Source organism: Streptomyces ochraceiscleroticus (assembly GCF_000720485.1).
GTDB lineage: Bacteria > Actinomycetota > Actinomycetes > Streptomycetales > Streptomycetaceae > Streptomyces > Streptomyces ochraceiscleroticus.
This window is the reverse complement of record NZ_JOAX01000010.1, coordinates 36,048-60,698: the sequence shown is the minus strand read 5'-3', so window position 1 is coordinate 60,698 and position 24,651 is coordinate 36,048. Positions and strand designations below refer to the sequence as shown.

The following is a 24,651-nucleotide window of genomic DNA, read 5'->3' as shown; positions in this document are numbered from 1 at the left end:
TCAGGGCTTGTACTCGTTGTGTGGGGTGGCCATGTCCCAGAGCAGGTCTCGGACGCGGACGCACTCATCGACGATGACGGGGTCCTCGATGACCTCAGAGCCCAGGACACGCCCTGCGTCGTCGAAGTGCCCCACGGCCAAGAGCTTGTCGTCGAAGAGCCACCAGTCGTTACCCGCCACGGGTAGCACAAAGCCCTCGGGCAGCTTGTGACGCGGAAGCCACCGGATGGACTCGCCGGCCTCTTCGTTGACGTTGGTGGTGGCGTACTCCCACCGGATGTAGGAGCTGTGCGGCTCAGTGACGACCCGCACCCGGCGCACGGCCTTCCCTGAGTCGGTGACGCGCCTCATGAGCTGCAACCACGGTTCCATAAACGAGTCGTCGACTGTCCCCTTGAGCCAGTCCCCATACGGGCCCTCCTCGTTTGGGACTGAGTAGTCATCCCTCAGCTCCAAGTGGAATGCGTCGTGCGCGAAGCTCTCAAAGAGCTGGTTGCGCTCGGCGCTGGAGATCAGCTCCACGCGGTTCCTCCAGTAGCACTGTGATCGCGGCCTTGGAGACCTCGACCACGGTCTCGTAGTCCTGAATCTCCATCTGTGCCAAGGCGTCGGGGTCGGTCACCTCCCGGCCTTGGACAACGTACGTCCCCCCTGACGTCAGGACCATGAGTGGGTCCTCAAGACGCCTGAACTGGCCAGAGGGGAGACCGTCCTTCTCCAGGTGCTCGAACAACTCGGTGGGCACCTCCACAGCAGTCTCACCCTCGGGAATGGTGAGCTGCATCAGCAGGTCGTTCGCGAAGATTCTCCACCCCTGAACGAGGTAGGTGTCGCGGTCGGTGGCGTAGAGGGTCGGGCAGTCCCCCTGTTTGGAGTCCTTACCAAGGAACCGTAGCTTCATGGCGTTTCCCCTGTCTGCCGTCTTGCGCAAAATTGCGCGATGCACCGATGGTCGATCCGTCCCCTGAGTCCGTCAACCAGCTTGCAGCAAACTCGCGCAATCCCCTTGGGGGTTGGTTCCGGCGCGCTCTACGTTCGTTCTCGCATCCGCGTGACGCCGCCGGGTCGGGCCCGTCGGTGATGGAGAGCGTCCCGGCCTTGCTCGGCCAGGTGTTCCACCGCCCCGGAGGGAAGCCCCGTGACCATGACCGTGACTCGGCCCCACGCGATAGGAGCCCCCGGCTACAGCGAGACATGGCGCTGTGAGCCACAGACGGTTGGCCGTGCTCGGAGCCTGGTCAAGGCAGCTTTGAACACCTGGGGACTCGAATGTTTGGTGGACCGGAGCGAGCTCATCGTGTCCGAGCTGGTCACCAACTCGGTTGAGCACAGCCAGTCCCGAGTGGTGCGGGTGAGTATCACCCGACCGAAGTCCGCGTTGGTGGTCATCGCTGTGTCGGACAGGTCGAAGGCTCTCCCTGCCTACCAGGTCCCCGAGGAGGACGCGGAAGGTGGGCGCGGCCTCTACCTCGTGGACGTGACGGCGGACTGCTGGGAGACCGATGTCCGGCACTGGGGAAAGACCGTGCGCGCCGAGCTACGCGTCAAGGAGGACGACTAATGGCCCGGCATGCCAAGGAACGCACCGCGTTCGATCCAACCACTCAGGAACTCAACGTTCAGCGGCTGCTCAACTCGCCCCGCCGCACGCTCGTCGAGCGAGCACGCTCGGCCTGGTGGGCGGCCGAGGACTGGTGGTGCCGGCACGTCACCGAGCGCGAGCTACACAGGCACCTCGATGGGCTGAGAGACGCGTTCCGCTCCCAGCTTCCCCCTGAGTGGGAGACCCCAGAGCACGACGCGGACATGCTCCGGCGGCTCACTGAACGGATCGCGGCGCATCGCGATCCCAACTCCCCATGACCGCCCGCCCCGGCTGCGAGAACGGACAGCCGCAGCTCGGGCGGGCCACCAGCCCCGTTCCGGTAGCTCACCACTCCCCCGCGGGCGCCCCGGTGAGCGGCCGGAACGGGCCGGCAAGTGCAGCACTCCAGCATCTCGCCAAGTAGGAGGCACGCACCGATGACCATCACCCTCGAACGCTCCTTGGTCACGCGCACGCGCGACCCGAAGGAACTCCTCAACGCCGTACAGCCGCACATCAAGCACCTGACCATCAATGTCCTCGACAGCGGCATGACCTTGTGGGACCGCGAGATCGCGCTCCTTCTCCGCGATCACACCATGGTCAGCGACATGGCCGAGCGCATCCTCGGCAACGCGGTCATGTACACCATGGCCTCGATCGAGCACCCCGAAGTACACCTCGGGGTCGGCAAGCTCGTCGACATCGGCGTGCATCAGCTCATCCTCGACACGCCGGTCTGGTGGGCGATCTGCGACGTCTACAACGGCGGCGCGTACAAGCACCACGCCCCGTTCATCAAGCGCCGCGGTGATGGCCTGTGCCTGCGTACAGCCGACTTCCTCAAGTCGATCGGCTTCACGATCGACGAAGAACTGTGGGAGATCGACGGCGCCGAGTGCTCGCCGTGCGACAACAAGGTCCCCGACAGCCACTGACGCCCGATACGGTGCCCCTGCCCTCGCTTCGAGGGTGGGGGCACCGCCGCCCGCACCACGGATAGAGGACTCCATGCCCGTGCCCCACGACCTCGCCGCAGAAGCCGAACTGTGGGACGCCTACGCCGAGTCAGCGTTCAAGGACGACGCCGAGCCTGTCTTCAATTGGACGCAGTACACCGGGCATGGCCCGGGCCCCGAAATCCTCGGCGAGCCCTCGACCGTGCTTGAGATTGGTTGCGGCACGGGCCGGGCCCTGGCGTACCTCGCCGGACGGGGCATCAAGGCGCACGGGGTCGACCTGTCGCCGGTCATGGTCAAGAAGACGTCGGAGCGATGGGCAGACACCGGGACGACGTTCCACCACGGCGACGTCTTGGAACACCTCGCTACGCACGATGCCACCTACGATGCGATCTACTCGGTATTCGGGGCCGCCTGGTTCGCCGATCCCGGCCGGCTCTTCCCCCTCGTGCGAGCCCGCCTCAATCCGGGCGGGGTGTTCGCGTTCTCCCAACCGCCGGCCATCCCGGGCGCCTACGGGCCGCAGGGCATGTACAAGGGCGGTTTCGCGGGGAAAGCGATGTTCACCTATCGCTACAGCTACCGGCCCGCGGTGTGGGAACGACTGCTGATCCGAGCAGGGTTTGCTACCGCGTCGGCGAACGTGCTCGACGCACCGAACGAGGACCACATCGGAACCCTCATCGTGCGGGCTGACGTGCCCTGAACCGCGGCGACCGCGATCAACGAACGCTCCCGCCGGGATCGAAACTGGCGGGAGTATCCGCGCAAGCGCCAGGGCTCAACGCCCGGGGTGGCGGGGGACTCCCCTCCCCCCTTCGCCGCCCCGGAAGGTGCTGTGGGCGTCGTTCTGTACGAGTCTGGGGATTCCGCGCTCGCCGCTCTTTTCCGACCCATGGCGGGACCGTGGGCGCCCGTTCGCGGGTCGGCTGGGGCGATCTGCCCCCTGTGTGGTCAGGCGGGCGCCTATCGCTTCGGTGTGTCGCGTCGTCCGCGGCCGCGCTGCCGGCATGCCGTACACCTGCTGCGACACGCCGAAGCGCCAGACGCTCGCCGATCGTCAGGACACACAGCGAGAAGCGATCAGCCACATGGACCGGCTGCCGAAGAGGCGCGTCGAGCGCGAGCGATGATCGTTCCACCGGTCAGCTGATGTCAGGTGCCATGCCAAAGCGCCCCGGTCGAGCCCTCGAAAGGGCCCAGCCGGGGCGTTTGCGCTGTTCAGCGCACTGACGCGCTTGGAGCCCCCTGTCGGATTCGAACCGACGACCTTCGCTTTACAAGAGCGGTGCTCTGGCCAGCTGAGCTAAGGAGGCGTGTCTGGTGAAGTGTACCCAGGGCTGCAGGTTACCTGGGCGGAGAATTTTCGTGATGTCCGGGCTACTGACACCGGGTGCCGGGGCCGGTACCGTCCCTGGCAGCCCGTGTGCAGTGGCCTACACCACATCGCGCAGCGGGCTGCCCCATTCATTCCTTTACTCGGATCGTCCGGCACGTTCCTGCCGGTGAAGGGACATATCACCATGGCTACGGTCACGTACGACCAGGCAACCCGCATCTACCCGGGTTCCGACAAGCCCGCCGTCGATCAGCTCGACATCCAGATCGAGGACGGGGAGTTCCTCGTCCTGGTCGGGCCGTCCGGGTGCGGCAAGTCCACCTCCCTGCGGATGCTCGCGGGCCTGGAGGACGTCAACGGCGGCGCGATCCGCATCGGCGACCGCGACGTCACGCACCTTCCGCCCAAGGACCGGGACATCGCCATGGTGTTCCAGAACTACGCGCTGTACCCGCACATGACGGTCGCCGACAACATGGGCTTCGCGCTGAAGATCGCGGGCGTGAACAAGACGGAGATCCGGCAGAAGGTCGAGGACGCGGCGAAGATCCTGGACCTGACCGAGTACCTGGGGCGGAAGCCGAAGGCGCTGTCCGGTGGTCAGCGGCAGCGTGTGGCCATGGGGCGCGCGATCGTGCGTGAGCCGCAGGTGTTCCTCATGGACGAGCCGCTGTCGAACCTGGACGCGAAGCTGCGCGTGCAGACGCGTACGCAGATCGCCGGGCTGCAGCGACGGCTCGGGATCACGACCGTGTACGTCACGCACGACCAGGTCGAGGCCATGACGATGGGCGACCGGGTGGCCGTGCTCAAGGACGGGCTGCTGCAGCAGATCGACTCGCCGCGGAACATGTACGACCGGCCGGCGAATCTGTTCGTGGCCGGGTTCATCGGGTCGCCGGCGATGAACCTCGTGGAGGTTCCCCTCACCGACGGTGGCGTGAAGTTCGGAAACAGTGTCGTACCGGTCAGCCGGGAGGCGCTGAGCGCGGCGGCGGACAAGGGCGACCGTACGGTCACCGTGGGCGTGCGGCCCGAGCACTTCGACATCGTGGAGCAGAACGGCAGCGCGGCGAAGACGCTGGCCAAGGAGACCGCGGACGCGCCGGCGGGCCTCGCCGTGACGGTCAACGTCGTCGAGGAGCTGGGCGCGGACGGGTACGTGTACGGCACCGCCGAGGTCGGCGGCGAGGTCAAGGACCTGGTCGTCCGTGTCAACGGCCGGCAGGTGCCGGAAAAGGGCACGCAGGTGCACGTCGTGCCGCGGCCGGGCGAGACGCACGTCTTCTCGACGTCGACGGGCGAGCGGCTCAGCGACTGAGGTGGGAAGACCCGGGGAGGACACATACCCCGCGCGTCACGCGCGTGAGCATGTTGTAGGTGCCCGGAACGGGTGAGTTTGGCGGCGGGCGGGGTGGCCTTCCTTGCGGAGGGCCGCCTCGGCCGCCGTTTTTCCCGGTTCTGCCTGCTGGTTCAGGGGGACGCGAACTTCCTGCCGTACGCGCGGTTTGAGGCGGTGGGCGGGCTGGGGAGGTACGTGAGCTTCCCGGTTGTCGACAAATACCCCGGCAGTTCGGCCATTTCGAGCAGTGTGCGTCAACATCACTTAATCCACGACAGGCGAATTCATCCCTCGACCGAGTGACTAAATGTCGCCAAATCATCACTGCTCGCTACCATCACGGACGTGAACTCCGCAGCCCGGCGTATCGGCCGAACTCTCGCTCTCGTCCTGCCCGTCGTCCTTGTGCTCTCAGGGACGCTCGCCGTCACCCGCGTACCGTGGGCCTCGCCGACCTCCGAGTCGCAGATGCTCACCGCGTCCTCCGGTACGGTCACCAGCCACCAGCAGGCCCCCCACAGAGCCCCGCAGGACGTCCTGCGCGACCAGCTCCTGGCCGAACTCCAGGAGAAAAACCCGGGGACCGCCCTGACCCACCTCCAGGAAGCCACCACCAAGCGTCCGTCGCTGGCCAAGCACTGCGCGTCCATCGCCCGCGCCCTGGGCCGCGCCGCGGTCGAGAAGTACGGCGCCGCGCACCGTGCGCAGGCGTACTCGCGGCCGGTCTGTGACACGTCCTTCGCGAGCGGGGTCGCCACTGCGCAGTGACAGGTGCAGCGACAGATGCAGTGACAGATGCGGTGACAGGTGACGTACGTACGCGGCGCACGGCGTGCCCTCGCGGAGCGCCCCTGAAACCGGCCGTCGGCCCCCTGGTCGCGGTGGCCGCCGTCGGCCACCGCGATCACCGCATAGGGTGCGGATCATGACAGGCGTCCCGTACCCGCATCCCACGCAGGCCGTGGTTCTGGCAGGCGGCCAGGGCTCGCGGCTCCGCCCGTACACCGATGACCGGCCCAAGCCGATGGTCGAGATCCCGGGCACCGGGACCCCGATCATCGGCCATCAGCTCGCCTGGCTGGCCGCCGAGGGCGTCACCGACGCGGTCGTCTCCTGCGGCCACCTCGCCGACGTCCTCCAGGACTGGCTCGACCAGGCCGAACTGCCCTTGCGGGTCACCACGGTCGTGGAGACCGAACCGCTGGGCCGCGGCGGCGGACTGAAGTACGCCGCCGCCTCACTCCCCCGCCCCGACCAGCCCTGGTACGCCACCAACGGCGACATCTGGACGCGCTTCTCCCTGCGCGAGATGGCGGACTTCCACCACGAGCGGGGCGCGGAGGCCACGCTGGCGCTGGCCCGGCCGCGGATCCCCTGGGGCGCCGTCGAGACGGACCCCTTCGGGCACGTACTGGACTTCATCGAGGCGCCGCCGTCGCCGTACCTGATCAACGCGGGCGTGTACGTCTTCTCGGCGGCCTTCAGGGGGCTGCTGCCGGACCGCGGCGACCACGAACGCATGACGTTCCCGCGGCTCGCGCGCGAGCGCCGGCTGGCAGGTTTCCCGCTGCCGCACGGCGCCTACTGGCGCGCGATCGACACGGCGAAGGACCTCACCGAGGCCGCGAGCGAACTCGCCAGATACGGCCACGGACACGGCCAGGGCCGGGCCTTCTGAACCGACGCTGAGGCGGCCACGGATACGGACATGGACACCGACATGGACGCGGACATGGTCACCGACATGGACGCGGACACGGAGGCGGTCAGGCAAGGGGACGGGCGCGGGCGCTCGTCCTAGGGGGGTGTCCCCCGTCCTACCCGTTGTCCCCCCGACTCAGCCGTACGCAGGCCAACGTGCCTGCCACGACGGTCAGCGCTGCCAGGCCGCCGATTGTGCCTTTGTACGCACCGGGGTCCAGGTCCACTTCCGTGTCCGCGTCCTCCAATGGACCGGCTGCGCCCTCGGGGTCGTACAGCACGCGCAGTCTGTCGCCCGGCTCGACCCTTTGCCGGTCGCAGCCGTCCGTCATCCGAGGTGAGATCTCCCGGCCGTCGCGGGTGCGGAGCGTGCACTCATCGGGCTTGCCGTTGTCAACGTCGACCACGACGGCCTCGGTCCACCGGCCCCGCTTCTCCAGTCCCCGCTCGTCGCCGGCCTCTTGGGTGATGATCGCCAGCGCGATCGCGGCGGGGAGGGCAATGGTGAGCGCTCCGATGGCCAGTTTCGGCGTCTTCTTGTGAGTGACGTGGCGGAGCAAGTAGCCCGGCACCCCGAGGAGCGCCAGGGGTATCAGCAGCGCGGAGGTGAAGAAGGCCGGGGTGCGCAGCAGGGCCGGCAGTGGCGCCACCGGCTGGAGCCACATCAGGCCCGCCGAGGCCGCAACGCACGCGCTGGGGAACAGAAACCAGAAAATGAGGCCCGGACATCGTCGCGGAGGGGCGTTCTCGACCGGCCGGGCCGCTCGGCCGGTCCCTGTCGCGAGCCCGTGTATGCCCTTGTCCCCCCCATGCGCTCCGTCTCCGTCTGCTCCGTCTGCGTCGGCCTGTTGACGGACGAGCGTACGGGGCGCGGCATCCGGACTGATCGGCGAGGTCTCGTCAGGCGGCTACTGGACGGGTGACCCCGTCCAGTTCGCCGTCGAGCTGCCGTCGGCCGTCGTGCGCGTCTCCGGCCGTCAGCCCAGCAGGCCGCCCAGCGTGCCGCCGCCGGAGGAGCCTCCTGAGGAGCCGCCGGAGGACGAGCCGCCCGAGGAGCCGCCCGTCGTGCCGCCGCCCGTGCCGGCCGTGGAGGTCGGGGCCTGGGTGGCGGGCGGGGGGTCGGCCGGGGCGGACTGCTGCGGCGGGCCGCTCGTGGTCCGGCCGGGCTGGACGCCCTGGGTGGCGCCGGCCGTCTCCCTGGCCGTGCTCGGCTGCGAGGCCGACGGGGAGGCCGAGGAGTCCGTACCGCGGGAGGCGCCGGCGGTGGGCGAGGCGCTGCTGCCCTGCGAGGCACCGGCCGTGCGGCCGCTGTCCGTACGGCCGGGGGCTTCGCGCGGGGTGTGCAGCGGGCGGCCGGGCAGGCTGTTGGTCGGCGGCTCGCCCGGCTTCGGGACGGTCGGGCCGGAGGCGGACCGTACGGCGCCGCCCAGGAGGGAGCCGATCAGCAGCGTGAGGCCGGCGACCACCGCGGTCATCACAGCGCCGCGGCGCAGTACCCGGCGCCGCAGGTCCCAGACCTCGACTCGGGGGCCGAGGTTGCGCCATGCCTCGCCGGCCAGCCGCGCGTCCAGGGAGTAGACGGGGGCGCCCGCGATGATCAGGGGGCTCCAGGCGGCGAGGTAGATGATGTCCGGCGCGTCGTACACGGGCACGTTGCGCCAGCTCACGGTCATCAGGAGGGCGGCCGAGAGCAGCGCGCCCATGGAGGCGGCGACCCGCTGCCACAGGCCGCAGACGGTCAGTACGCCGACGACGACCTGGAGGAAGGCGACGGTGAGGCCGGCGCCGACCGGGTGCGCGAGCGCGAAGTCGCGCAGCGGCGTGGCGAGCGCCCACGGGTCCAGCGACTCCAGCCACTTGACCATGGAGCCGCGCTCGCCGCCGTCGAAGTAGACGGGGTCGCAGAGCTTGCCCATGCCCGCGTAGATGGTGATGAAACCGAGGAAGATGCGCAGCGGGAGCAGGACGACACCGAGGTTCATCCGGCGGTCGGGGTAGAACGCCTGCTTGTCGCCGGCGAAGCGGCGGCCGCCCTCCTGGCGGGGCTCGAATTCGGCGTCGCTGTACGGGCCTTCGTGGCCGTACGGGGCTTCGCCCCAGGCGTCGCCGGAGCCGCCGTCCGGGCCAGGGGCCGAACCGTCGTACGGACCCGCGTACGAGCCGTCGGAAGGATCGGTGTACGAGCCGGCGTACGTACCGGTGTGGGCGCCCCTGCGCGCACCGTCGCGCCACGCGTCGCCGCCCGTACCCGGCACGGCGTACGCGTCGTCGCCCGTGCCGTACGTGTCGTCGGACCAGGTGGCGTCCGAGGGGCGGGCCTGCGGGACCTGGGGCAGCAGCTCGGTGTCGTCGGAGGCGCCGCGGGGCCCGATCACGCCGGCCGACGGGGGCGGCGCGAAGGAGGTGGTCTCCTCAGGCCTGACCCTGGGCAGGACCTGGGTCGCGCCGGCGTCGTCGCTCCGGCCCGCGTTGTTCCGCACGGCGTGCAGGAGTTGGGTGGTGGGGGCCGTGGTGTCGCCCGGCGTCGTACGGCCGCTCCAGACGACGGGCGCGCGCCGCCGGGCGGGCCCGGACGCGGCGCCGGAGCCGGCAGCGGCGGCACCCGCGCCGGCCGTGGCACCCCGCGCGGCGCCCGCCGACACGGGGGCCGCGAGCTGCACGCGGAAGCTGGCGTGATTGACGATGACCTGCGCGGGGTCGCACGGCACCTTGACCGAGCTCAGTACCGGCTCGTCATCGAAGCCCGGCGAGCGTCCCCCCGTAGGCGTGCGGGGTGTTCTGGTGTCCACGCTCATCTAACCGAGTGACCAGCGTTAAAGACACTGCCTTGACCGGGCCGATCTGTCCGAGACCCGTCAAAACTTCCTGTACAGCACGGAGGGTTACGTTCTGCCCCGAGTTGCGAGCCGAGTTACAGGGGCGATTTGCCCGGGTGTGGGCACGACTGGGGAACCAGCAGCGGCCCGACCACCCCAACAGCGGAAGCGTGCAGCAGCACTGCGCACGCGGGGACAGGCTCCGGCCCGCCCCCGCGCGTGCGCCGCGGCACGCTGTAACCCTCATACCCGGCGGCGGGCCACCGCGCTGTGAGCGCTCAGGCCCGGCGGCGAGCCGCCTCCCACAGAACGACGCCCGCGGCGACACCCGCGTTCAGCGACTCGGCGCCGCCCGGCATCGGGATGCGGACGCGCACGTCACAGGTCTCGCCGACCAGGCGCGAGAGGCCCTTGCCCTCGCTGCCGACGACGATGACGACCGGGCCGTCCAGCGCCTCCAGGTCCTGCAGCTCGACCTCGCCGTCGGCCGCCAGGCCCACGACGATCATGCCGGCCTTCTGGTACGACTCCAGCGTGCGGGTGAGGTTGGTGGCGCGCGCGACCGGCGTGCGCGCCGCGGTACCGGCGGAGGTCTTCCACGCACCCGCCGTCATCCCGGCCGCGCGCCGCTCCGGTACGACCACGCCGTGGCCGCCGAACGCGGAGACGGAACGGACCACGGCACCGAGGTTGCGCGGGTCCGTGACGCCGTCCAGGGCGACGATCAGCGGGTCCTCGCCGTCGTCGAACGCGGCCGCGGCCAGGTCCTCCGGGTGCGCGTACTCGTACGGCGGGATCTGCAGGACCAGGCCCTGGTGGTTGAGCCCGTTGGTCATCCGGTCCAGCTCGGGGCGCGGCGCCTCCATGAGGTTCATGCCGCGGTCGGCGGCGAGCTGGAGCGCCTCGCGCACCCGCTCGTCGCTGTCGATGAACTGCTGGACGTAGAGGGTCGTCGCGGGGATGTCCTCGCGCAGCGCCTCCACGACCGGGTTACGGCCGACGACCAGCTCGGCCGTGCCCTTGGCGCCGCCGCGGCGCGGGGCCGGGCGGCGGTGCGCCGCCTGCTTGGCCTTCGCGTTGGCGACGCGGTTCTTCACATGTCCCTTGCGGGCGGACGCGGGCGGGGTGGGGCCCTTGCCCTCCAGGCCCCGGCGGCGCTGGCCGCCGCTGCCGACCTGCATGCCCTTCTTGTTGGACGTGCGGCGGTTCCTGCGCTGGCTGTTGCCGGCCATGGGTCACCTGTTTCTTACTGCTCTCGACGTCTCTCGACGTGGATGTCTGCTGCGTATACGTATGAGTGTCGCCCGGGGCGCCCTGGGCGGGCGACCGGGGCGGGGGCTGCGCCGCCCGCGTCCACCGGGGCGCGGGCGTCGCCGTCTGTCACGACAGTGACCAGCGCGGCCCCGACGGGGTGTCCTCGATGGCGAGCCCGGACTGCTGGAGCTGGTCGCGGATCGCGTCGGCGGTGGCGTAGTCCTTACGGGCGCGGGCCGCCTGGCGCTGGTCCAGGACCATGCGGACGAGGGAGTCGACGACGCCGTGCAGGTCCTCGCCGCGCTCGGAGCCGCCGCCGGACCACCGCTCGTCCAGCGGGTCCAGGCCCAGTACACCGAGCATGGCACGGACCTCGGCCAGCCGGGCGACGGCCGCTTCCTTGTCGTCCGCGGCCAGGGCGGAGTTCCCCTGCCGTACGGCGGTGTGCACGATCGCCAGCGCCTGCGGCACGCCGAGGTCGTCGTCCATCGCCTCGGCGAAGGCCAGCGGCACCTCGTCGGCGGGCTCGACCGGTCCCCCGGCCAGCTCGACGACGCGCTGGACGAAGCCCTCGATGCGCGCGAACGCGGACTCCGCCTCGCGCAGCGCTTCCTCGCTGTACTCGATCATCGAACGGTAGTGCGGGGTACCGAGGTAGTAGCGCAGCACGATGGGGCGCCAGCGCTTGACCATCTCGGAGACGAGCACGGAGTTGCCCAGCGACTTGGACATCTTCTCGCCGCTCATCGTGACCCAGGCGTTGTGCGCCCAGTACCGCGCGAACGCGTCACCGAACGCCTTGGCCTGCGCGATCTCGTTCTCGTGGTGCGGGAAGACGAGGTCGACGCCGCCACCGTGGATGTCGAACTGCTCGCCCAGGTACTTGTGGGCCATCGCCGAGCACTCCAGGTGCCAGCCGGGCCGGCCGCGGCCCCAGGGGGTCTCCCAGCTGGGCTCCCCCTCCTTGGCCGCCTTCCACATCGCGAAGTCGCGCGGGTCGCGCTTGCCGGTCTCGCCCTCGCCGGACGGCTGCAGCAGCTTGTCCAGCTCCTGGCCGGACAGCTCCAGATAGCCGGGGAACGAGCGCACGTCGAAGTAGACGTTGCCGTCGGCCGCGTAGGCGTGGCCACGCTCGATCAGGCCGCGCATCATTTCGATCATCTCGGGGATGTGGCCGGTCGCGCGCGGCTCGTACGTCGGCCGCAGGCAGCCGAGGGTGTCGTACGCGGTGTTGAACGCGACCTCGTTCTCGTACCCGATCGCCCACCAGGGACGGTCCTGCTCGGCCGACTTCCTGATGATCTTGTCGTCGATGTCCGTGACATTCCGCACGAACGTCACGTCGTAGCCGCGGTACTCGAACCAGCGGCGCATGATGTCGAAGTTCAGTCCCGACCGGATGTGCCCGATATGCGGGACGGCCTGCACGGTCGCGCCACACAGGTAGATCGAGACGCAGCCCGGCGTGAGCGGGACGAAGTCACGGATCTGCCGGGCGCTGGTGTCGTACAGGCGAATGGTCACGCATCAAGGGTAGACGGAACGAGGCAGTGCCCCGCGACCCGATGGCCCACGGGGACACAGAAGCGTGATATTCGCGGGTGTTCCACACCACTTCGCGGTGGTACGCCCGGGGATGCGGGGTGGGGAGCGGCGGGGGTGCCGGACGAGGACGGAGGGGATACGGGAGGGGGCGCGCACCGCCGGCCAGCAGCCGGGGTGCGGTCGGCCGGTCAGAGGCGTCCGACGATCTTCCGCGGGGTGATGCGGACGACCAGGCGCGTACCGTCCCGCCCGGCCTTCGGGTTGAACTCCGCGTACGGCTTGCCCGTGTACTTCACCGAGACCTCGTCGAGCAGCTCCTGCGCGCCCTCGCCGGTGAGCTCCGCACTGCCGCGTATCTCCGCGTAGACGTACGGGTCGTCGGGGGCCTGGACGACGACGGTCACCCGGGGGTCGCGCCGCAGGTTCGCGGCCTTGCGGCGCTCCTCGGTCGTGGAGAACAGGAGGTCGTCGCCGTCCCTCTTGACCCACACCGGGGAGACCTGCGGGCTGCCGTCGGGCTGGATCGTGGCCACGGTGACCAGGACCGGGGAATCGAGAACCTTCTTGAGGGCCTCGGAGAACTCGACTGCCACGGCGGTTCCTCCCTGCGGACCGTACGGAGCGGGACTCGTTCTGACGCTGCTGCCGGGCCAACGTCCGTACGGGGGCAGGAAATTCCCCAGGGCAAGGAATTCCCCCTGAGGAGCGAGGAGTTCGACGCTGCGCCCGTATGCGCAGACCTTGAGGCCCCCACCCCGTCTGACGAATGGGGGGCGGGAGTTGTTCGCGTCCGGCGCGGGTGTCAGCCGCGATTCACCCGCAGGGGGGAACCGGGCGCCCGGGCCGGCGTGGAGCCGGGTGGTCCGCCCTGGGCGGGACCGGGCCGGGCCGGCCGAGGTGGGGCCAGGTGGCCCGGGCGTCGCCCGGGCCGGGTCCGGCCCCCTGCCCCCGTCGTGGGGTGTTACGCCGTGCGGATGACCAACGCCGTGGCCAGGGCTGCGAGGCCCTCGGCTCGGCCTGTGAGGCCGAGGCCGTCGGTGGTGGTGCCGGAGATCGCGACGGGGGCGCCGGCCGCGGCGGAGAGGGCCTTCTGGGCCTCCTCGCGGCGCTTGCCGATCTTCGGGCGTACGCCGATGACCTGGACGGCGATGTTGCCGATCTCGAAGCCCTCGGCCCGGACGATGCGGGCGGCCTCGGCGAGGAGGGTCACGCCGGAGGCACCGGACCACTCGGGGCGGCTCGTACCGAAGTGCGCGCCGAGGTCGCCGATGCCGGCCGCGGAGAAGAGGGCGTCGCAGGCGGCGTGCGCGGCCACGTCGCCGTCGCTGTGCCCGGCGAGGCCGTAGCCGCCGCTGGCCGCCTCGTCCCAGAGCAGGCCGGCGCACCACAGCTCACGCCCCTGCTCAAAGGCGTGTACGTCCGTCCCGATCCCCACCTGGGGCAACGCGACCATGAAATTTTCCTCCCTGCGAGTGAACATCGAACCGCGCGAGAACTCCGCCCCGCCCCCGCTCGTCGGACGGGTAGGGGGCCACCCCCCACCGCCCCGTATACGCCCCCCACCGACTTCAAACCCCACCCCGCGGGGCCGCCCGACGCGAGGCGGCCGTCTCAGGCGTACCCGTCCGTCACCCGCCGGCGCGCCAGTACGGCCTCCGCGAGGACCAGGTCCAGCGGGCGGGTGACCTTGAACGCCTCTTCGTGGCCGGGGACGACCACGACCGGCGCGCCGAGCCGCTCGACCATGCCGGCGTCGTCCGTGGCGCCCTCGCCGTCGAAGGTCACGGTCTCGTGCGCCTTGACCAGCGTGTCGCGGTCGAAGCCCTGCGGGGTCTGTACGGCGCGCAGCCGGGCGCGCTCCGGCGTGCCCACCACTGGCTCGGATCCACCGCCGGAATCCGGCCGTACTTCCTTCACGGTGTCGGCGAGCGGCAGCGCCGGTACGACGGCGGGCGCGCCGCCCCGTACGGCGTTGATCACGGTGTCGACGGTGTCGACCGGCACGAGGGGCCGCGCCGCGTCGTGGACGAGGACCACGTCGACGTCTTCGGGCAGGGCCTGCAGGCCGAGGCTCACGGACTGCTGGCGGGTGTCGCCGCCGGGGACGACCAGCAGCTCGGTGCGCTCGGGGAAGGTGTGGCTGTCCAGCAGCGCGCGTACTTCGGGTGCGCCGTCGGGCGGCGCGACCACGACGACGAGCGAGACGGCGCGGGAGGCGGCCATGGCCCGTACGGCATGGATGAGCATGGGCGTGCCGCCCAGCGCGCGCAGAGCCTTGGGGGCGCCGGGGCCGAGGCGTACGCCGCGGCCGGCCGCGGGGATGACCGCCGCCGTGCGAAGTCGGCGGGAATCTTCAGACATCGGTTGCACTCCGTGAGCCGGGGGTCGCACCCCGAATTTCGAGCGGCAGGTTTGTTTACTCGGCAGAGGTGGGTATGGCCACACCGTGCCGGGCGCGACGCCCCGACCGGACCCTTCCGTGACGACCGGTCGAGCCAGCTGCCCGGGCCCGGCACGTCAGTTCCGGTTTCGGTTCCGGGTACCGCCGTCGCAGTCGGCCCGGGTGCGTCGCCGCAGGTAGGCCGGTCGGTCGGCCGTAGGTGGGCCAGTCGTAGGTACGCCGGTCATCAGATATGCCGCAGCGCCCGGCAACGGACTGCTTCCGTAGGAAGCAATCGTCGCTCGGGCACCGCGGCATTTTCGTGCTGAGCACCGCTGAGCGCGCTTCATTGTGCTGAGCGCCTCATTGCGGGGTCCACCACCGTGAGCGATCACTGTGAAAACCCAGCAGCGGCAGGGTCAGGACGCGAGGACCTCGTCGAGCAGAGCCTCGGCCTTGTCTTCGTTCGTGTTCTCCGCGAGGGCGAGCTCGCTCACCAGGATCTGGCGGGCCTTGGCGAGCATTCGCTTCTCACCTGCGGAGAGTCCGCGCTCACGCTCACGGCGCCACAGGTCGCGAACAACTTCGGCGACCTTGATCACGTCGCCGGAGGCGAGCTTTTCGAGATTTGCCTTGTAGCGACGGGACCAGTTCGTCGGCTCTTCGGCATATGGTGCGCGAAGCACCTCGAAGACCCGGTCGAGCCCGTCCTGGCCGACCACATCGCGCACACCGACGAACTCCGCATTGTCCGCTGGCACACGAACCGTCAGATCGCCCTGGGCGACCTTCAGCACCAAGTAGGTCTTGTCCACGCCTTTGATCTGGCGAGTTTCGATGGCCTCGATCAGCGCGGCCCCGTGATGGGGATAGACCACGGTGTCGCCAACCTTGAACGTCATGTGACAGGTACCCCTTCCGTGGCTATCCATCCTAACACGGGAACGGTCCGTTCTGAATGGCGTTTTCGCAGGTCAGGGCGCATCTCGGGGCTTGACAACGACGGCCGTGACGTGCATCGGCCGCTTGTCGGAAGCCAGTATTCGCAGGTCGGAGGGGCTTCTTGAGCGGAGCGAAACGCGTACGTTACAGCTCCGGAAGTGCCCGATCGAGAGGACGAACGTCCCGGTTTGCCGGGATCCGGATGGCGTGCTTCCACTACTCCGTTCGGTCACTCGTGACCACTCCGGTCCGAATCGAGAATTGATCATCCCGTCACCCGGCCGGGCGTACCGGGCATGATCAATTCGTGTGACGCGGCGCATTCCTTTGCCTTTGCCGTTATTCCTCTTGGCGGCCCCGGTGGATTCTCCGGCGGCGATCGCTCGAACGGACGTCAGGTGAATTCTTCCGGCAGTTCTCGTGAGGGGGCCGGTAAGCCGGCCGGACATCCATGGGGAGGGGCTGCCGACAGCCGCGCCGAGCACCTTCCGGGTGGCCGGTCGTGACCGGGTGAGCGGCGCCTGATCGGCACGTGATCGCGCAGGGGGCGGGTCGGGTGCGGCGCCGGAAGGGCGGCTCGGTAACCTAGCGGCGCTGACACACCCTTAGGGCGGCTTTACGTACGGCGCCGACGCGCGGCGTACGGAACGGCCGCCCAGCCGTCCACCCCGCGACCGGGCATGACCGTTCGGCCGCCGAAGCTCGTCCTAGGAGATGCCGCCGCCGTGAGCCGCAGCCTTCGACGCGGCGCCCTCGCCGCCACCGTCCTCACGCTCTCGATCGCCTCGCTCTCCGCGTGCGCGGCCGGGAACGATGCCGCGACGCTGCAAGTCAAGCCGGACAACGCCGCCACTTCCGTCGGCGACATCAAGATCCAGAACGCCGTGGTGATCACCCAGCCGAAGCCGGACGCCAAGGGCCCGGCAGTGGTGTCCGCGACGCTGTTCAACGGCGGTACGAAGGACCAGACGCTGGACTCCGTCACGGTCGACGGCAGCGGCCAGCAGGCCGAGCTGAAGCCCGCCAAGGGCTCCGGCAAGATCACCGTGCCGGCCGGCGGCTCGATCGTGATCGGCGGCAAGGGCAACGCCTCGGCCACCCTGTCCAGCGGCCGTGAGGCCGTCCAGGACGGCAACGCGCAGAAGGTGACCTTCGACCTCAGCCGCACCGGCAAGGTGTCGCTGCGGGCGTACGTCGTCCCGGCGAAGAGCTACTTCAAGGACTTCGGACCGAGCGAGGTGCCGCAGCCGGGCCAGTCCGCCTCCGCCACGCCGTCGGGCTCCGCCTCGGCGTCCGAGTCCGGCAAGCCGTCGGAGTCCGCCTCCGCGTCGGAGTCCGAGCGCGCCGGCCACTGAGCCGCAGCGGACGCCGTACGGCCTCCAGAGATCGCCTGACGCCCGTCACGCCCCCGCCTGCCACCACAGGCGGGGAGCGCGGCGGGCGCAGCCGTACACAACGCCGTACGCAGGCAGTAGGGCGCGACAGGTGCTCCTACAACGCCACAAGCGCCCCACCCGGCATCAGGCGGAGCGCTGGAGCGACAGCGTGTCGTACAGGCCGGTTCACCGGCCGGCGGGTCGGCCTACGGCTCGAACTTGTACCCGAGGCCGCGGACCGTGACCAGATAGCGCGGCGCGCCCGGGTCCGGCTCGATCTTGGCGCGCAGGCGCTTGACGTGGACGTCGAGGGTCTTGGTGTCGCCCACGTAGTCGGCGCCCCAGACGCGGTCGATGAGCTGCATACGGGTGAGGACCCGGCCGGCGTTGCGCAGCAGCATCTCCAGCAGGTCGAACTCCTTGAGCGGGAGGTCGACCTTGCCGCCGGAGACCGTGACGACGTGCCGGTCCACGTCCATGCGGACCGGGCCGGCCTCCAGGGCCTGCGGGGTGACCTCCTCGGGCTCGCCGCGGCGGCGCAGGACCGCGCGGATGCGGGCGACCAGCTCCCGCGAGGAGAACGGCTTGGTGACGTAGTCGTCGGCTCCTATTTCCAGGCCGACGACCTTGTCGATCTCGCTGTCCTTGGCGGTCACCATGATCACCGGGACGTTGGAGCGGCCGCGGAGCTGGCGGCAGACCTCCGTACCGGGCAGGCCGGGCAGCATCAGATCGAGCAGGACCAGGTCGGCGCCGTTGCGCTCGAACTCGTCCAGTCCGTCGGGGCCGGTCGCGGCGATCGCGACCTCGAAGCCCTCCTTGCGGAGCATGTACGACAGGGCGTCGCTGAAGGACTCCTCGTCCTCGACGACGAGCACTCGGGTCACGGAAGGACCTCCGGGGCAGGATAGGGCGCGCGTAGCGCTTCCGGGGAAGTGTGGTGGTGGGTGACGGCCGGGCCGTTGAAGGTGTCGTACGGACCGTCCTCGCCATCGAGGTCGTCCGGGTCTGCTGCGGGGTCGTCCCGCTGGGAGTCGCGGTCGCGGACCGCGCCGGCTTCCGGGAGCCGCAGGGTGAAGGTGGAGCCCTGTCCTTCGGCGCTCCACACCGTGACCTCCCCGCCGTGCGAGGCGGCCACATGCTTGACGATGGCGAGACCGAGTCCGGTACCGCCGGTGGCGCGGGAGCGCGCCGGGTCGACGCGGTAGAACCGCTCGAAGATCCGGTCCCGGTCCTTCTCGGAGATGCCGATGCCCTGGTCGGTGACGGCTATCTCGATCATCGTGCCGCCGGCTGCCGGGACTCGGCGGCCGGCTATGCCGACGCGGGTGCGGGCCGGGGAGTAGTTGACGGCGTTCTCGACGAGGTTGCCGAGGGCGCCGGCGAGCTGGCTTCTGTTGCCCCATACGTGCAGGTCGGCGATGCCGCCTACGGCCATGGTGATCGACTTGCTGCTGGCCTGCTGGCGGCAGCGGTCCATCGCCTCCTCGACCAGCTCGTCCACGCGGACGGGCTCGGCGTCCTCCAGGGGATTGTCGTTCTGCACCCGGGAGAGGTCGATCAGCTCCTGGACCAGGCTGGTCAGGCGGGTGGCCTCGGTCTGCATGCGGCCCGCGAAGCGGTTCACCGCCTCGGGGTCGTCGCTGGCGTCCATCACCGCCTCGGAGAGCAGGGAGAGCGCGCCGACCGGGGTCTTGAGCTCGTGGCTGACGTTGGCCACGAAGTCGCGGCGGACCGCTTCGATACGGCGGGCTTCGGTGAGGTCCTCGACCAGGAGGAGTACGAGGCGGGAACCGAGCGGGGCGACTCGCGCGGAGACGGCGAGGGCGTCGCCGCGGCCGGTGCCGCGGCGCGGCAGGTCCAGCTCGACCTGGCGTATCTCCCCGTCCCTGCGGGTGTCGCGGGCCATCTGGAGCATGGGGTCGACGGCGAGCTTGCCGCCTCGTACGAGGCCCAGGGCGTACGCGGCCGAGCTGGCCTTGACCACGCCGTCGGCCTCGTCCAGGACGACGGCGGAGGACCGCAGCACCGACAGAACGGTGTCCACGCCGGGCGGCAGGACGGCGTCGGTGTGCAGGGACGTACGCGTGGGCTTGGCCTGGTCCCGCTCGCTCCAGCGGAACGCCAGCATGGCGATGACGCCGGTACAGCAACCGGCGATCGCTGCCACTGCGGCAATGGCCGCGTCCACGTTCATGAGTCCAGGTTATGCGCCGGTTGTGACAGTTCCCCAGCCATCAGAGGGTCACCTCGGCCACTGGTTGCCGAGAGTTCACCTTCATGTCGGTACTGATTCACTCCGGAGGGGCGAACCGGTCGCATCCGGGCTCGAACGTGGGAGCGTGGGAATCGTAGGCCCACACCACCAGGGGCGCAGCCCGGGCGACTACGCAGGGGCACGGACCCGGAGGTCTGGACCACGGGCGTCGCAGGCCCACACACGACTCGATGCGAGAGAAGGTCACTGATGCGGGACGCGTACCACGAGGAGCTGGATTCGATCGGCGAAGGTCTGGTCGAGATGGCCCGGCTCGTCGGCTCCGCGATCGGGCGCGCCACCACGGCGATACTCGACGCGGACCTGAAGCTGGCGGAGAACGTGATCGCCGGCGATGAGAAGGTCGACGATCTGCAGCACGACCTGGAGGCCCGGGCGATAGCCCTGCTGGCGCGCCAGCAGCCGGTCGCCACGGATCTGCGGATCGTCGTGACGTCGCTGCGGATGAGCGCGGATCTTGAGCGGTCCGGGGACCTGGCGCAGCACGTCGCGAAGCTGGCGCGGCTGCGGTTCCCGGAGACGGCGGTGCCGCGGGACCTGCACGCCACCATTCTGGAGATGGGGCAGCTCGCGCAGCGCCTGATGGCGAAGGCCGGCGAGGTCGTCATCACGAAGGACGTCGATCTGGCGCTGCAGCTGGAGCAGGACGACGACGCGATGGACCTGCTGCACCGCACGCTCTTCCAGCACCTGATGGACGACCGCTGGAAGCACGGCATCGAGACGGCGGTGGATGTCACGCTGCTGGGCCGTTACTACGAGCGGTTCGCCGATCACGCGGTGTCGGTCGCCAAGCGCGTGGTGTACCTGGTCACGGGCGAGCACGCGGACGAGATCGCGCCGCCGACCGCGGTCGAGGGCGGCTGAGCGTCCTCCGGGCGCGGGCGGGCGGGGCAGCGTGTGCCCCGCTCCGTGCAGCCGCACGCCGTTGGTGCGCCCCCTCGCGTGGGTAAGGGAGGGAAGGAACCTCCCTTATGGCTGCCAACCAGGAGGCACTCATGCCCCACACCCCTGTTTCCAGCACCCCCGAGCCGGCACCGGCCAACGGCTGCTCGTGCGGCTCCGGCTGCGGCTGCGGCTGCCAGTCCGGCGGCCCGTGCAGCTGCGGCGGCAGTTGCGGCTGACGGCCCAACGCCGGCCCCGGAGCAGCACCAAGCCCCCTGCCCGCGGAATATCCGCAGGCAGGGGGCCTGTCGCTGAGTAAGAGCGAGGGCTTACTTCTTCTTGCCCTGGTTCTTGACCGCCTCGATGGCGGCCTTGGCGGCCTCCGGGTCGAGGTAGGTGCCGCCCGGGTTGAGCGGCTTGAAGTCGGCGTCGAGCTCGTAGGAGAGCGGGATGCCGGTGGGGATGTTCAGGCCGGCGATGTCCGCGTCGGAGATGCCGTCGAGGTGCTTGACCAGGGCGCGGAGGCTGTTGCCGTGCGCGGCGACCAGGACGGTGCGGCCGGTGAGCAGGTCCGGGACGATGCCGTCGAACCAGTACGGCAGCATCCGGACGACGACGTCCTTGAGGCACTCGGTCTGCGGACGCAGCTCCGGGGGGAGCGTGGCGTAACGCGCGTCGGAGAACTGCGAGTACTCGGCGTCGTTCGGCAGCGCGGGCGGCGGGGTGTCGTAGGACCGGCGCCACAGCATGAACTGCTCCTCGCCGAACTCGGCGAGGGTCTGGGCCTTGTCCTTGCCCTGCAGCGCGCCGTAGTGCCGCTCGTTCAGGCGCCAGCTGCGGTGGACCGGGATCCAGTGGCGGTCGGCGGCCTCCAGGGCCAGCTGCGCGGTGCGGATGGCGCGCTTCTGGAGGGAGGTGTGCACGACGTCGGGGAGCAGGCCGGCGTCCTTGAGCAGCTCACCGCCGCGGACCGCCTCCTTCTCGCCCTTCTCGTTCAGGTTGACGTCCACCCAGCCGGTGAACAGGTTCTTCGCATTCCACTCGCTCTCGCCGTGGCGGAGGAGGATGAGCTTGTACGGTGCGTCGGCCATGTCTTTGAGACTAATCGAAAACGGTGACAGGCCAGGCAGGGGGCCGATGTGTGGACTCCGGGGCGCTCGTCTGTGCCGGGCCGCCGACGTTTGACGGTTCGCGTCAATTCAATAGCGGTGACTGACCTGCGTATGTAGCTTCCCTTTGGTGGTTGCGCCACTTACACCGGCGCCACGTACACGGTTTATGGGGGAGTCAGGGTGAGACGAGCCGTCGTCGCGAGTGTGTCGGGGCTGCCGCGGCAGTTCTGGTGGCTGTGGACGAGCACGCTGATCAATCGCCTGGGGGCGTTCGTCGCCACGTTCCTGGCGCTGTACCTCACGGTGGAGCGGGGGTACTCGGCGTCGTACGCGGGGCTGGTCGGCGCGCTGTACGGGCTGGGCGGGGTGGTCTCCTCGGTGGTGGCCGGGGTGCTGACCGACCGGCTCGGGCGGCGGCCCACGATGCTGATCGCGCAACTGGCGACCGCGGTCTCGGTGGCGCTGCTGGGCTTCATGGAGGACCCGGTGGCCATCGCGGCGGTGGCCTGCGTGGTCGGCATGGCGAGCAACGGTTCGCGGCCTGCGGTGCAGGCGATGATGGCGGACATCGTGGCGCCGGAGGACCGGGTGCGGGCCTTCGCGCTCAATTACTGGGCGCTGAACATGGGCTTCGCGATTTCCTCGTCGCTGGCCGGGCTGCTCGCCCAGTACGGCTATCTGCTGCTCTTCCTCGGCGAGTCGGTGCTGGTGCTGGTCTGCGCGGTGGTGGTCTTCGTGAAGCTGCCCGAGTCCCGGCCGGGGGAAGGGACGACGGACAGCAGCACTGCGGAGGAGCCCGTACGGCGCGTGTCGATGACGACCGTGGTGCGGGACGGGCGCTTCATGACCGTCGTCGGGCTGAACCTGCTGCTCGCGCTGCTCTTCCAGCAGGCGTACGTGTCGCTGCCGGTGACCATGGGTCAGGCGGGCTTCAGCAGCTCGGACTTCGGGCTGGTGATCGCGACGAACGGCGTGCTGATCGTGCTGCTGCAGATCCCGGTGACCCGCTTCATCGAGCACCGCAGTCCGGCGGCGCTGCTGATCGGCTCGGCGCTGCTGACCGGTTACGGCTTCGGGCTGACGGCGTTCGCCGGTTCGGTGGCGCTGTTCGCGGTGTCCGTCGCCGTCTGGACGCTCGGCGAGATCATCAACTCCCCCACCCAGATGGGGCTGGTGGTCCGCCTCTCCCCCACCCACGGCCGCGGCCGTTACCAGGGCATGTACTCGCTGTCCTGGTCGGTGGCCTCGCTGGCCGCCCCGCTGCTCGGCGGGGCGGTCATCGACCGCTACGGCCCGGCCGCCCTCTGGTCGGCCAGTGCGGTGGTCGGGACGGTGGCGGCGCTCGGTTACGGGCTGCTGCTGCGGCGGATGAACGCGGAGGAGCCCGCGGCGGGTACGACGGCGCCGGAAACCGCGCCGGTGCCGGACCGGGCTCCGGAATCCACGCCAGTACAGGCCGAGGCTCCGGAGCCCGCGCCGGTCAGGGACGCAGCCGCCGCTGTGCCTCGTACAGATTCCGTGGCCTGAGCCCCCCCGGGCGGCCGTACGCCACGAGCCTGCTGTGCAGGTCACCGGTGAAGTCCGGCTTGTCGATCTGGCCGAACTCGCGGACCTCGGAGATGCCGGCGGTGACGCTGTACGGGGCCAGTCCGTCGATCTTCACCATGCCGGCCCGGCCGTTGGTGACGCGGACGTTCCAGTGCGTGAAGCGGGCCCCGAAGAGCGGCCCCGCGCGCAGGTCGCCGCCGTGCCGGCCGGTGTTGTCGAGGACGATGTCGGTACGGACGTTGGCAAACGGCATGCCGCGGTGGGAGTCGAACGTGCCCATCTCCATGCGGCCGCGCGACCAGACGTTGTAGCTGGACAGGTTCTCGACGTTGATGCCGTGCAGCATGGTGCCGGGCGGCTCGGGGACGCTGCGCTTCTCGATCACGAAGTCCTCGAAGAGGTTGTCGTGCGCGCCCTCGCGGCAGTAGTACGGGTGGTGGGAGCCGCGGCCCGCGACGCGGGTGTTGCTGATCGTGCAGGAGGACGAGGCGGTCAGCCCGAAGCCGTTGTCGACGTGGCGCGCGACGACGTCCCGTACCCAGCAGTCGTACGCGCACTGCAGGAGGACGCCGTTGTAGCCCTTGTCCTGCAGGTGCAGGGACTGCGGCGTCTCGACCGCCTCGATCGTCAGGCCCTCGACGCCGGCGCCGGTGAGCGCGGGAACGTGAGTGGTGAGCCGCGGGTCCCACTCCGGGCGCACGTCGAGGGGCAGCGGGCGCTCGAAGGTCACCTCGCGCCCCTTGATACGCACGATGCGCACGGGCCACTCGTACGGGACGAAGCTGTTCAGTTTGGCCCTGCCGTTCCAGGTGTACGAGGCGGGGCCGGGGCCGCCGCCCGCCATGTGCTGGAGGAGGGTGTGGTCCTTGTCGTCGGCCAGCCGGAGGAGGACGAGGGCGCCGGGGCGCAGGCGCGAGGTGTCGGCGACCGTCACCGTCCAGTCGCCGCGGCGCGCGGGGCGTACGGCGGTGAGCGTGCGCCACTCGTCACGCCGGTTGCCCGTCCAGCCCTCGAACGGCCAGTCCCGCTTCCTGATCGCCGCGACCAGGGATTCCCAACGGGCCGTCGGGCAGAGCCAGATGAGGCCGCCGGTCCAGGACCAGGCGGACTTGTCGCCGCCGTACCGGCTGCCGTACGGGCCGATCAGCTCGGTGAGGTGCTTGGTGGCGAGCAGCTTGGTACGGCCGCTGCCTGCACCGCGCAGCACCACGTGGTCGTGGCCGATGCGGACGATGCCGTCGATGCGGAAGGTGCCGGGCGGGAGGGTGACGGTGCCGCCGCCGCGCCGGCCCGCGGCCTCGAGGGCGCGGTTGAGGGCGGGGGCCGAGTCCTTGCTGTCGTCCGGGACGGCGCCGTGCTCCCGTACGGCGTCGATCACGGGTCCGTCGCCGGCGGCCCGGGGGCCGCGCCGGCAGCCGGCCCGGCCGATGTACGGGATCTGCGGATGCGTGAAGGGGCGGGCGCTGTACTCGTCCCAGAGTGCGTGGTGATGACCGGCCGCCGGGGCCGGAAGAGCGGGCAGTACGGCAGCCGCCGTCACGGCGGTCGCGCTGCCCAGCAGGGTGCGCCTGCTGATGTCCATGGGC

24 protein-coding genes and 1 tRNA gene are annotated in these 24,651 nt (G+C 70.2%); 10 read left to right on the top strand and 15 right to left on the bottom strand.

Annotation, left to right across the window (positions count from 1 at the left end; genetic code table 11):
• A complete protein-coding gene (locus IG84_RS0114900; protein ID WP_031056321.1) occupies nt 1-522 on the bottom strand; it encodes a DUF6879 family protein in 522 nt (173 codons plus the stop codon).
• Nucleotides 482-901 (bottom strand): hypothetical protein, encoded by a 420-nt coding sequence (locus tag IG84_RS0114895; RefSeq protein ID WP_031056320.1) that lies wholly within the window; start codon nt 899-901, stop codon nt 482-484. Before IG84_RS0114895 ends, IG84_RS0114900 begins: the two co-directional genes overlap by 41 nt.
• 243 nt (nt 902-1,144) lie before the next feature.
• On the opposite strand from IG84_RS0114895, the gene IG84_RS0114890 reads away from it, so the two are divergent.
• The 4 genes from IG84_RS0114890 to IG84_RS0114875 all read left to right on the top strand — a co-directional run bounded on the left by IG84_RS0114890 (nt 1,145) and on the right by IG84_RS0114875 (nt 3,253).
• Nucleotides 1,145-1,561 carry an ATP-binding protein gene (locus tag IG84_RS0114890; protein ID WP_031056317.1) on the top strand — a complete coding sequence of 139 codons (417 nt, stop codon included), beginning with the start codon at nt 1,145-1,147 and terminating at the stop codon, nt 1,559-1,561.
• Complete coding sequence (locus IG84_RS0114885; protein ID WP_031056314.1) at nt 1,561-1,863, top strand: hypothetical protein; 303 nt, start codon at nt 1,561-1,563, stop codon at nt 1,861-1,863. The genes IG84_RS0114890 and IG84_RS0114885 overlap by 1 nt, the downstream gene beginning before the upstream one ends.
• Before the next feature lie 159 nt (nt 1,864-2,022).
• A complete protein-coding gene (locus IG84_RS0114880; protein ID WP_031056299.1) occupies nt 2,023-2,523 on the top strand; it encodes a hypothetical protein in 501 nt (166 codons plus the stop codon).
• 73 nt (nt 2,524-2,596) lie between these two features.
• On the top strand, nt 2,597-3,253 hold the full coding sequence (locus IG84_RS0114875; RefSeq protein ID WP_031056296.1) for a class I SAM-dependent DNA methyltransferase: 657 nt from the start codon (nt 2,597-2,599) through the stop codon (nt 3,251-3,253).
• Nucleotides 3,254-3,786: 533 nt separating this feature from the next.
• On the opposite strand, the gene IG84_RS0114870 is transcribed toward IG84_RS0114875, so the two are convergent.
• Nucleotides 3,787-3,863: transfer RNA gene (locus IG84_RS0114870), tRNA-Thr, on the bottom strand.
• Nucleotides 3,864-4,070: 207 nt separating this feature from the next.
• On the opposite strand from IG84_RS0114870, the gene IG84_RS0114865 reads away from it, so the two are divergent.
• The 3 genes from IG84_RS0114865 to IG84_RS0114850 all read left to right on the top strand — a co-directional run bounded on the left by IG84_RS0114865 (nt 4,071) and on the right by IG84_RS0114850 (nt 6,906).
• Nucleotides 4,071-5,207 (top strand): ABC transporter ATP-binding protein, encoded by a 1,137-nt coding sequence (locus IG84_RS0114865; RefSeq protein ID WP_031056293.1) that lies wholly within the window; start codon nt 4,071-4,073, stop codon nt 5,205-5,207.
• Between the two features lie 366 nt (nt 5,208-5,573).
• The gene (locus IG84_RS0114855) at nt 5,574-5,996 is read left to right on the top strand and encodes a hypothetical protein (protein ID WP_031056286.1); all 423 of its coding nucleotides are present in this window, start codon (nt 5,574-5,576) and stop codon (nt 5,994-5,996) included.
• Nucleotides 5,997-6,153: 157 nt separating this feature from the next.
• Entirely contained in the window at nt 6,154-6,906 is a 753-nt protein-coding gene (locus IG84_RS0114850) for a nucleotidyltransferase family protein (RefSeq protein ID WP_031056283.1), read from the top strand.
• Nucleotides 6,907-7,045: 139 nt separating this feature from the next.
• Here the strand turns inward: IG84_RS0114850 and IG84_RS37980 are convergent, their stop codons facing one another.
• The 8 genes from IG84_RS37980 to IG84_RS0114805 all read right to left on the bottom strand — a co-directional run bounded on the left by IG84_RS37980 (nt 7,046) and on the right by IG84_RS0114805 (nt 15,826).
• On the bottom strand, nt 7,046-7,579 hold the full coding sequence (locus IG84_RS37980; RefSeq protein WP_157848883.1) for a DUF3592 domain-containing protein: 534 nt from the start codon (nt 7,577-7,579) through the stop codon (nt 7,046-7,048).
• A gap of 327 nt (nt 7,580-7,906) precedes the next feature.
• Nucleotides 7,907-9,724, bottom strand: a complete 1,818-nt coding sequence (locus IG84_RS0114835) for a DoxX family protein (protein ID WP_078648835.1) — start codon at nt 9,722-9,724, stop codon at nt 7,907-7,909.
• Between the two features lie 299 nt (nt 9,725-10,023).
• A complete protein-coding gene (gene rlmB / locus IG84_RS0114830) occupies nt 10,024-10,977 on the bottom strand; it encodes a 23S rRNA (guanosine(2251)-2'-O)-methyltransferase RlmB (RefSeq protein ID WP_031056274.1) in 954 nt (317 codons plus the stop codon).
• Between the two features lie 148 nt (nt 10,978-11,125).
• The gene (gene cysS, locus IG84_RS0114825) at nt 11,126-12,523 is read right to left on the bottom strand and encodes a cysteine--tRNA ligase (protein WP_031056272.1); all 1,398 of its coding nucleotides are present in this window, start codon (nt 12,521-12,523) and stop codon (nt 11,126-11,128) included.
• A 209-nt stretch (nt 12,524-12,732) separates the two neighbouring features.
• A complete protein-coding gene (locus tag IG84_RS0114820) occupies nt 12,733-13,137 on the bottom strand; it encodes a PPOX class F420-dependent oxidoreductase (protein ID WP_031056270.1) in 405 nt (134 codons plus the stop codon).
• A 368-nt stretch (nt 13,138-13,505) separates the two neighbouring features.
• Nucleotides 13,506-13,997, bottom strand: coding sequence for a 2-C-methyl-D-erythritol 2,4-cyclodiphosphate synthase (gene ispF / locus IG84_RS0114815; RefSeq protein ID WP_031056267.1), 492 nt, complete (start codon nt 13,995-13,997; stop codon nt 13,506-13,508).
• A 158-nt stretch (nt 13,998-14,155) separates the two neighbouring features.
• Nucleotides 14,156-14,905, bottom strand: coding sequence for a 2-C-methyl-D-erythritol 4-phosphate cytidylyltransferase (gene ispD, locus IG84_RS0114810; RefSeq protein WP_031056265.1), 750 nt, complete (start codon nt 14,903-14,905; stop codon nt 14,156-14,158).
• A 438-nt stretch (nt 14,906-15,343) separates the two neighbouring features.
• A complete protein-coding gene (locus IG84_RS0114805; RefSeq protein WP_003953493.1) occupies nt 15,344-15,826 on the bottom strand; it encodes a CarD family transcriptional regulator in 483 nt (160 codons plus the stop codon).
• 765 nt (nt 15,827-16,591) lie between these two features.
• On the opposite strand from IG84_RS0114805, the gene IG84_RS0114800 reads away from it, so the two are divergent.
• Nucleotides 16,592-17,221, top strand: coding sequence for a copper chaperone PCu(A)C domain-containing protein (locus IG84_RS0114800; RefSeq protein WP_031056262.1), 630 nt, complete (start codon nt 16,592-16,594; stop codon nt 17,219-17,221).
• Nucleotides 17,222-17,448: 227 nt separating this feature from the next.
• On the opposite strand, the gene phoP is transcribed toward IG84_RS0114800, so the two are convergent.
• The gene (phoP, locus tag IG84_RS0114795; protein ID WP_465270440.1) at nt 17,449-18,120 is read right to left on the bottom strand and encodes a two-component system response regulator PhoP; all 672 of its coding nucleotides are present in this window, start codon (nt 18,118-18,120) and stop codon (nt 17,449-17,451) included.
• A 5-nt stretch (nt 18,121-18,125) separates the two neighbouring features.
• Nucleotides 18,126-19,439 carry a two-component system sensor histidine kinase PhoR gene (gene phoR, locus IG84_RS0114790; RefSeq protein WP_031056257.1) on the bottom strand — a complete coding sequence of 438 codons (1,314 nt, stop codon included), beginning with the start codon at nt 19,437-19,439 and terminating at the stop codon, nt 18,126-18,128.
• 270 nt (nt 19,440-19,709) lie between these two features.
• Here phoR and phoU point away from each other — a divergent pair, with 270 nt between their 5' ends.
• A complete protein-coding gene (gene phoU, locus IG84_RS0114785; RefSeq protein WP_031056254.1) occupies nt 19,710-20,387 on the top strand; it encodes a phosphate signaling complex protein PhoU in 678 nt (225 codons plus the stop codon).
• A gap of 347 nt (nt 20,388-20,734) precedes the next feature.
• Here phoU and IG84_RS0114775 read toward each other — a convergent pair whose 3' ends face one another.
• The gene (locus tag IG84_RS0114775) at nt 20,735-21,496 is read right to left on the bottom strand and encodes a phosphoglyceromutase (protein WP_031056251.1); all 762 of its coding nucleotides are present in this window, start codon (nt 21,494-21,496) and stop codon (nt 20,735-20,737) included.
• A 201-nt stretch (nt 21,497-21,697) separates the two neighbouring features.
• Here IG84_RS0114775 and IG84_RS0114770 point away from each other — a divergent pair, with 201 nt between their 5' ends.
• On the top strand, nt 21,698-23,044 hold the full coding sequence (locus IG84_RS0114770; protein ID WP_031056248.1) for an MDR family MFS transporter: 1,347 nt from the start codon (nt 21,698-21,700) through the stop codon (nt 23,042-23,044).
• On the opposite strand, the gene IG84_RS0114765 is transcribed toward IG84_RS0114770, so the two are convergent.
• Entirely contained in the window at nt 22,998-24,647 is a 1,650-nt protein-coding gene (locus tag IG84_RS0114765; RefSeq protein ID WP_031056245.1) for a glycosyl hydrolase family 28-related protein, read from the bottom strand. The two genes, IG84_RS0114770 and IG84_RS0114765, sit on opposite strands and share 47 nt — an antisense overlap.
• Between the last annotated feature and the right edge of the window lie 4 nt (nt 24,648-24,651).

Excerpts from the sequence above, each read along its gene's own strand:
- IG84_RS0114895 (WP_031056320.1), bottom strand. The coding sequence starts at position 901 with ATGAAGCTACGGTTCCTTGGTAAGGACTCCAAACAGGGGGACTGCCCG.
- IG84_RS0114890 (WP_031056317.1), top strand. The coding sequence starts at position 1,145 with ATGACCGTGACTCGGCCCCACGCGATAGGAGCCCCCGGCTACAGCGAG.
- IG84_RS0114885 (WP_031056314.1), top strand. The coding sequence starts at position 1,561 with ATGGCCCGGCATGCCAAGGAACGCACCGCGTTCGATCCAACCACTCAG.
- IG84_RS0114880 (WP_031056299.1), top strand. The coding sequence starts at position 2,023 with ATGACCATCACCCTCGAACGCTCCTTGGTCACGCGCACGCGCGACCCG.
- IG84_RS0114875 (WP_031056296.1), top strand. The coding sequence starts at position 2,597 with ATGCCCGTGCCCCACGACCTCGCCGCAGAAGCCGAACTGTGGGACGCC.
- IG84_RS0114865 (WP_031056293.1), top strand. The coding sequence starts at position 4,071 with ATGGCTACGGTCACGTACGACCAGGCAACCCGCATCTACCCGGGTTCC.
- IG84_RS0114850 (WP_031056283.1), top strand. The coding sequence starts at position 6,154 with ATGACAGGCGTCCCGTACCCGCATCCCACGCAGGCCGTGGTTCTGGCA.
- IG84_RS0114835 (WP_078648835.1), bottom strand. The coding sequence starts at position 9,724 with ATGAGCGTGGACACCAGAACACCCCGCACGCCTACGGGGGGACGCTCG.
- rlmB (WP_031056274.1), bottom strand. The coding sequence starts at position 10,977 with ATGGCCGGCAACAGCCAGCGCAGGAACCGCCGCACGTCCAACAAGAAG.
- ispF (WP_031056267.1), bottom strand. The coding sequence starts at position 13,997 with ATGGTCGCGTTGCCCCAGGTGGGGATCGGGACGGACGTACACGCCTTT.
- ispD (WP_031056265.1), bottom strand. The coding sequence starts at position 14,905 with ATGTCTGAAGATTCCCGCCGACTTCGCACGGCGGCGGTCATCCCCGCG.
- IG84_RS0114805 (WP_003953493.1), bottom strand. The coding sequence starts at position 15,826 with ATGACGTTCAAGGTTGGCGACACCGTGGTCTATCCCCATCACGGGGCC.
- phoR (WP_031056257.1), bottom strand. The coding sequence starts at position 19,439 with ATGAACGTGGACGCGGCCATTGCCGCAGTGGCAGCGATCGCCGGTTGC.
- phoU (WP_031056254.1), top strand. The coding sequence starts at position 19,710 with ATGCGGGACGCGTACCACGAGGAGCTGGATTCGATCGGCGAAGGTCTG.
- IG84_RS0114775 (WP_031056251.1), bottom strand. The coding sequence starts at position 21,496 with ATGGCCGACGCACCGTACAAGCTCATCCTCCTCCGCCACGGCGAGAGC.
- IG84_RS0114765 (WP_031056245.1), bottom strand. The coding sequence starts at position 24,647 with ATGGACATCAGCAGGCGCACCCTGCTGGGCAGCGCGACCGCCGTGACG.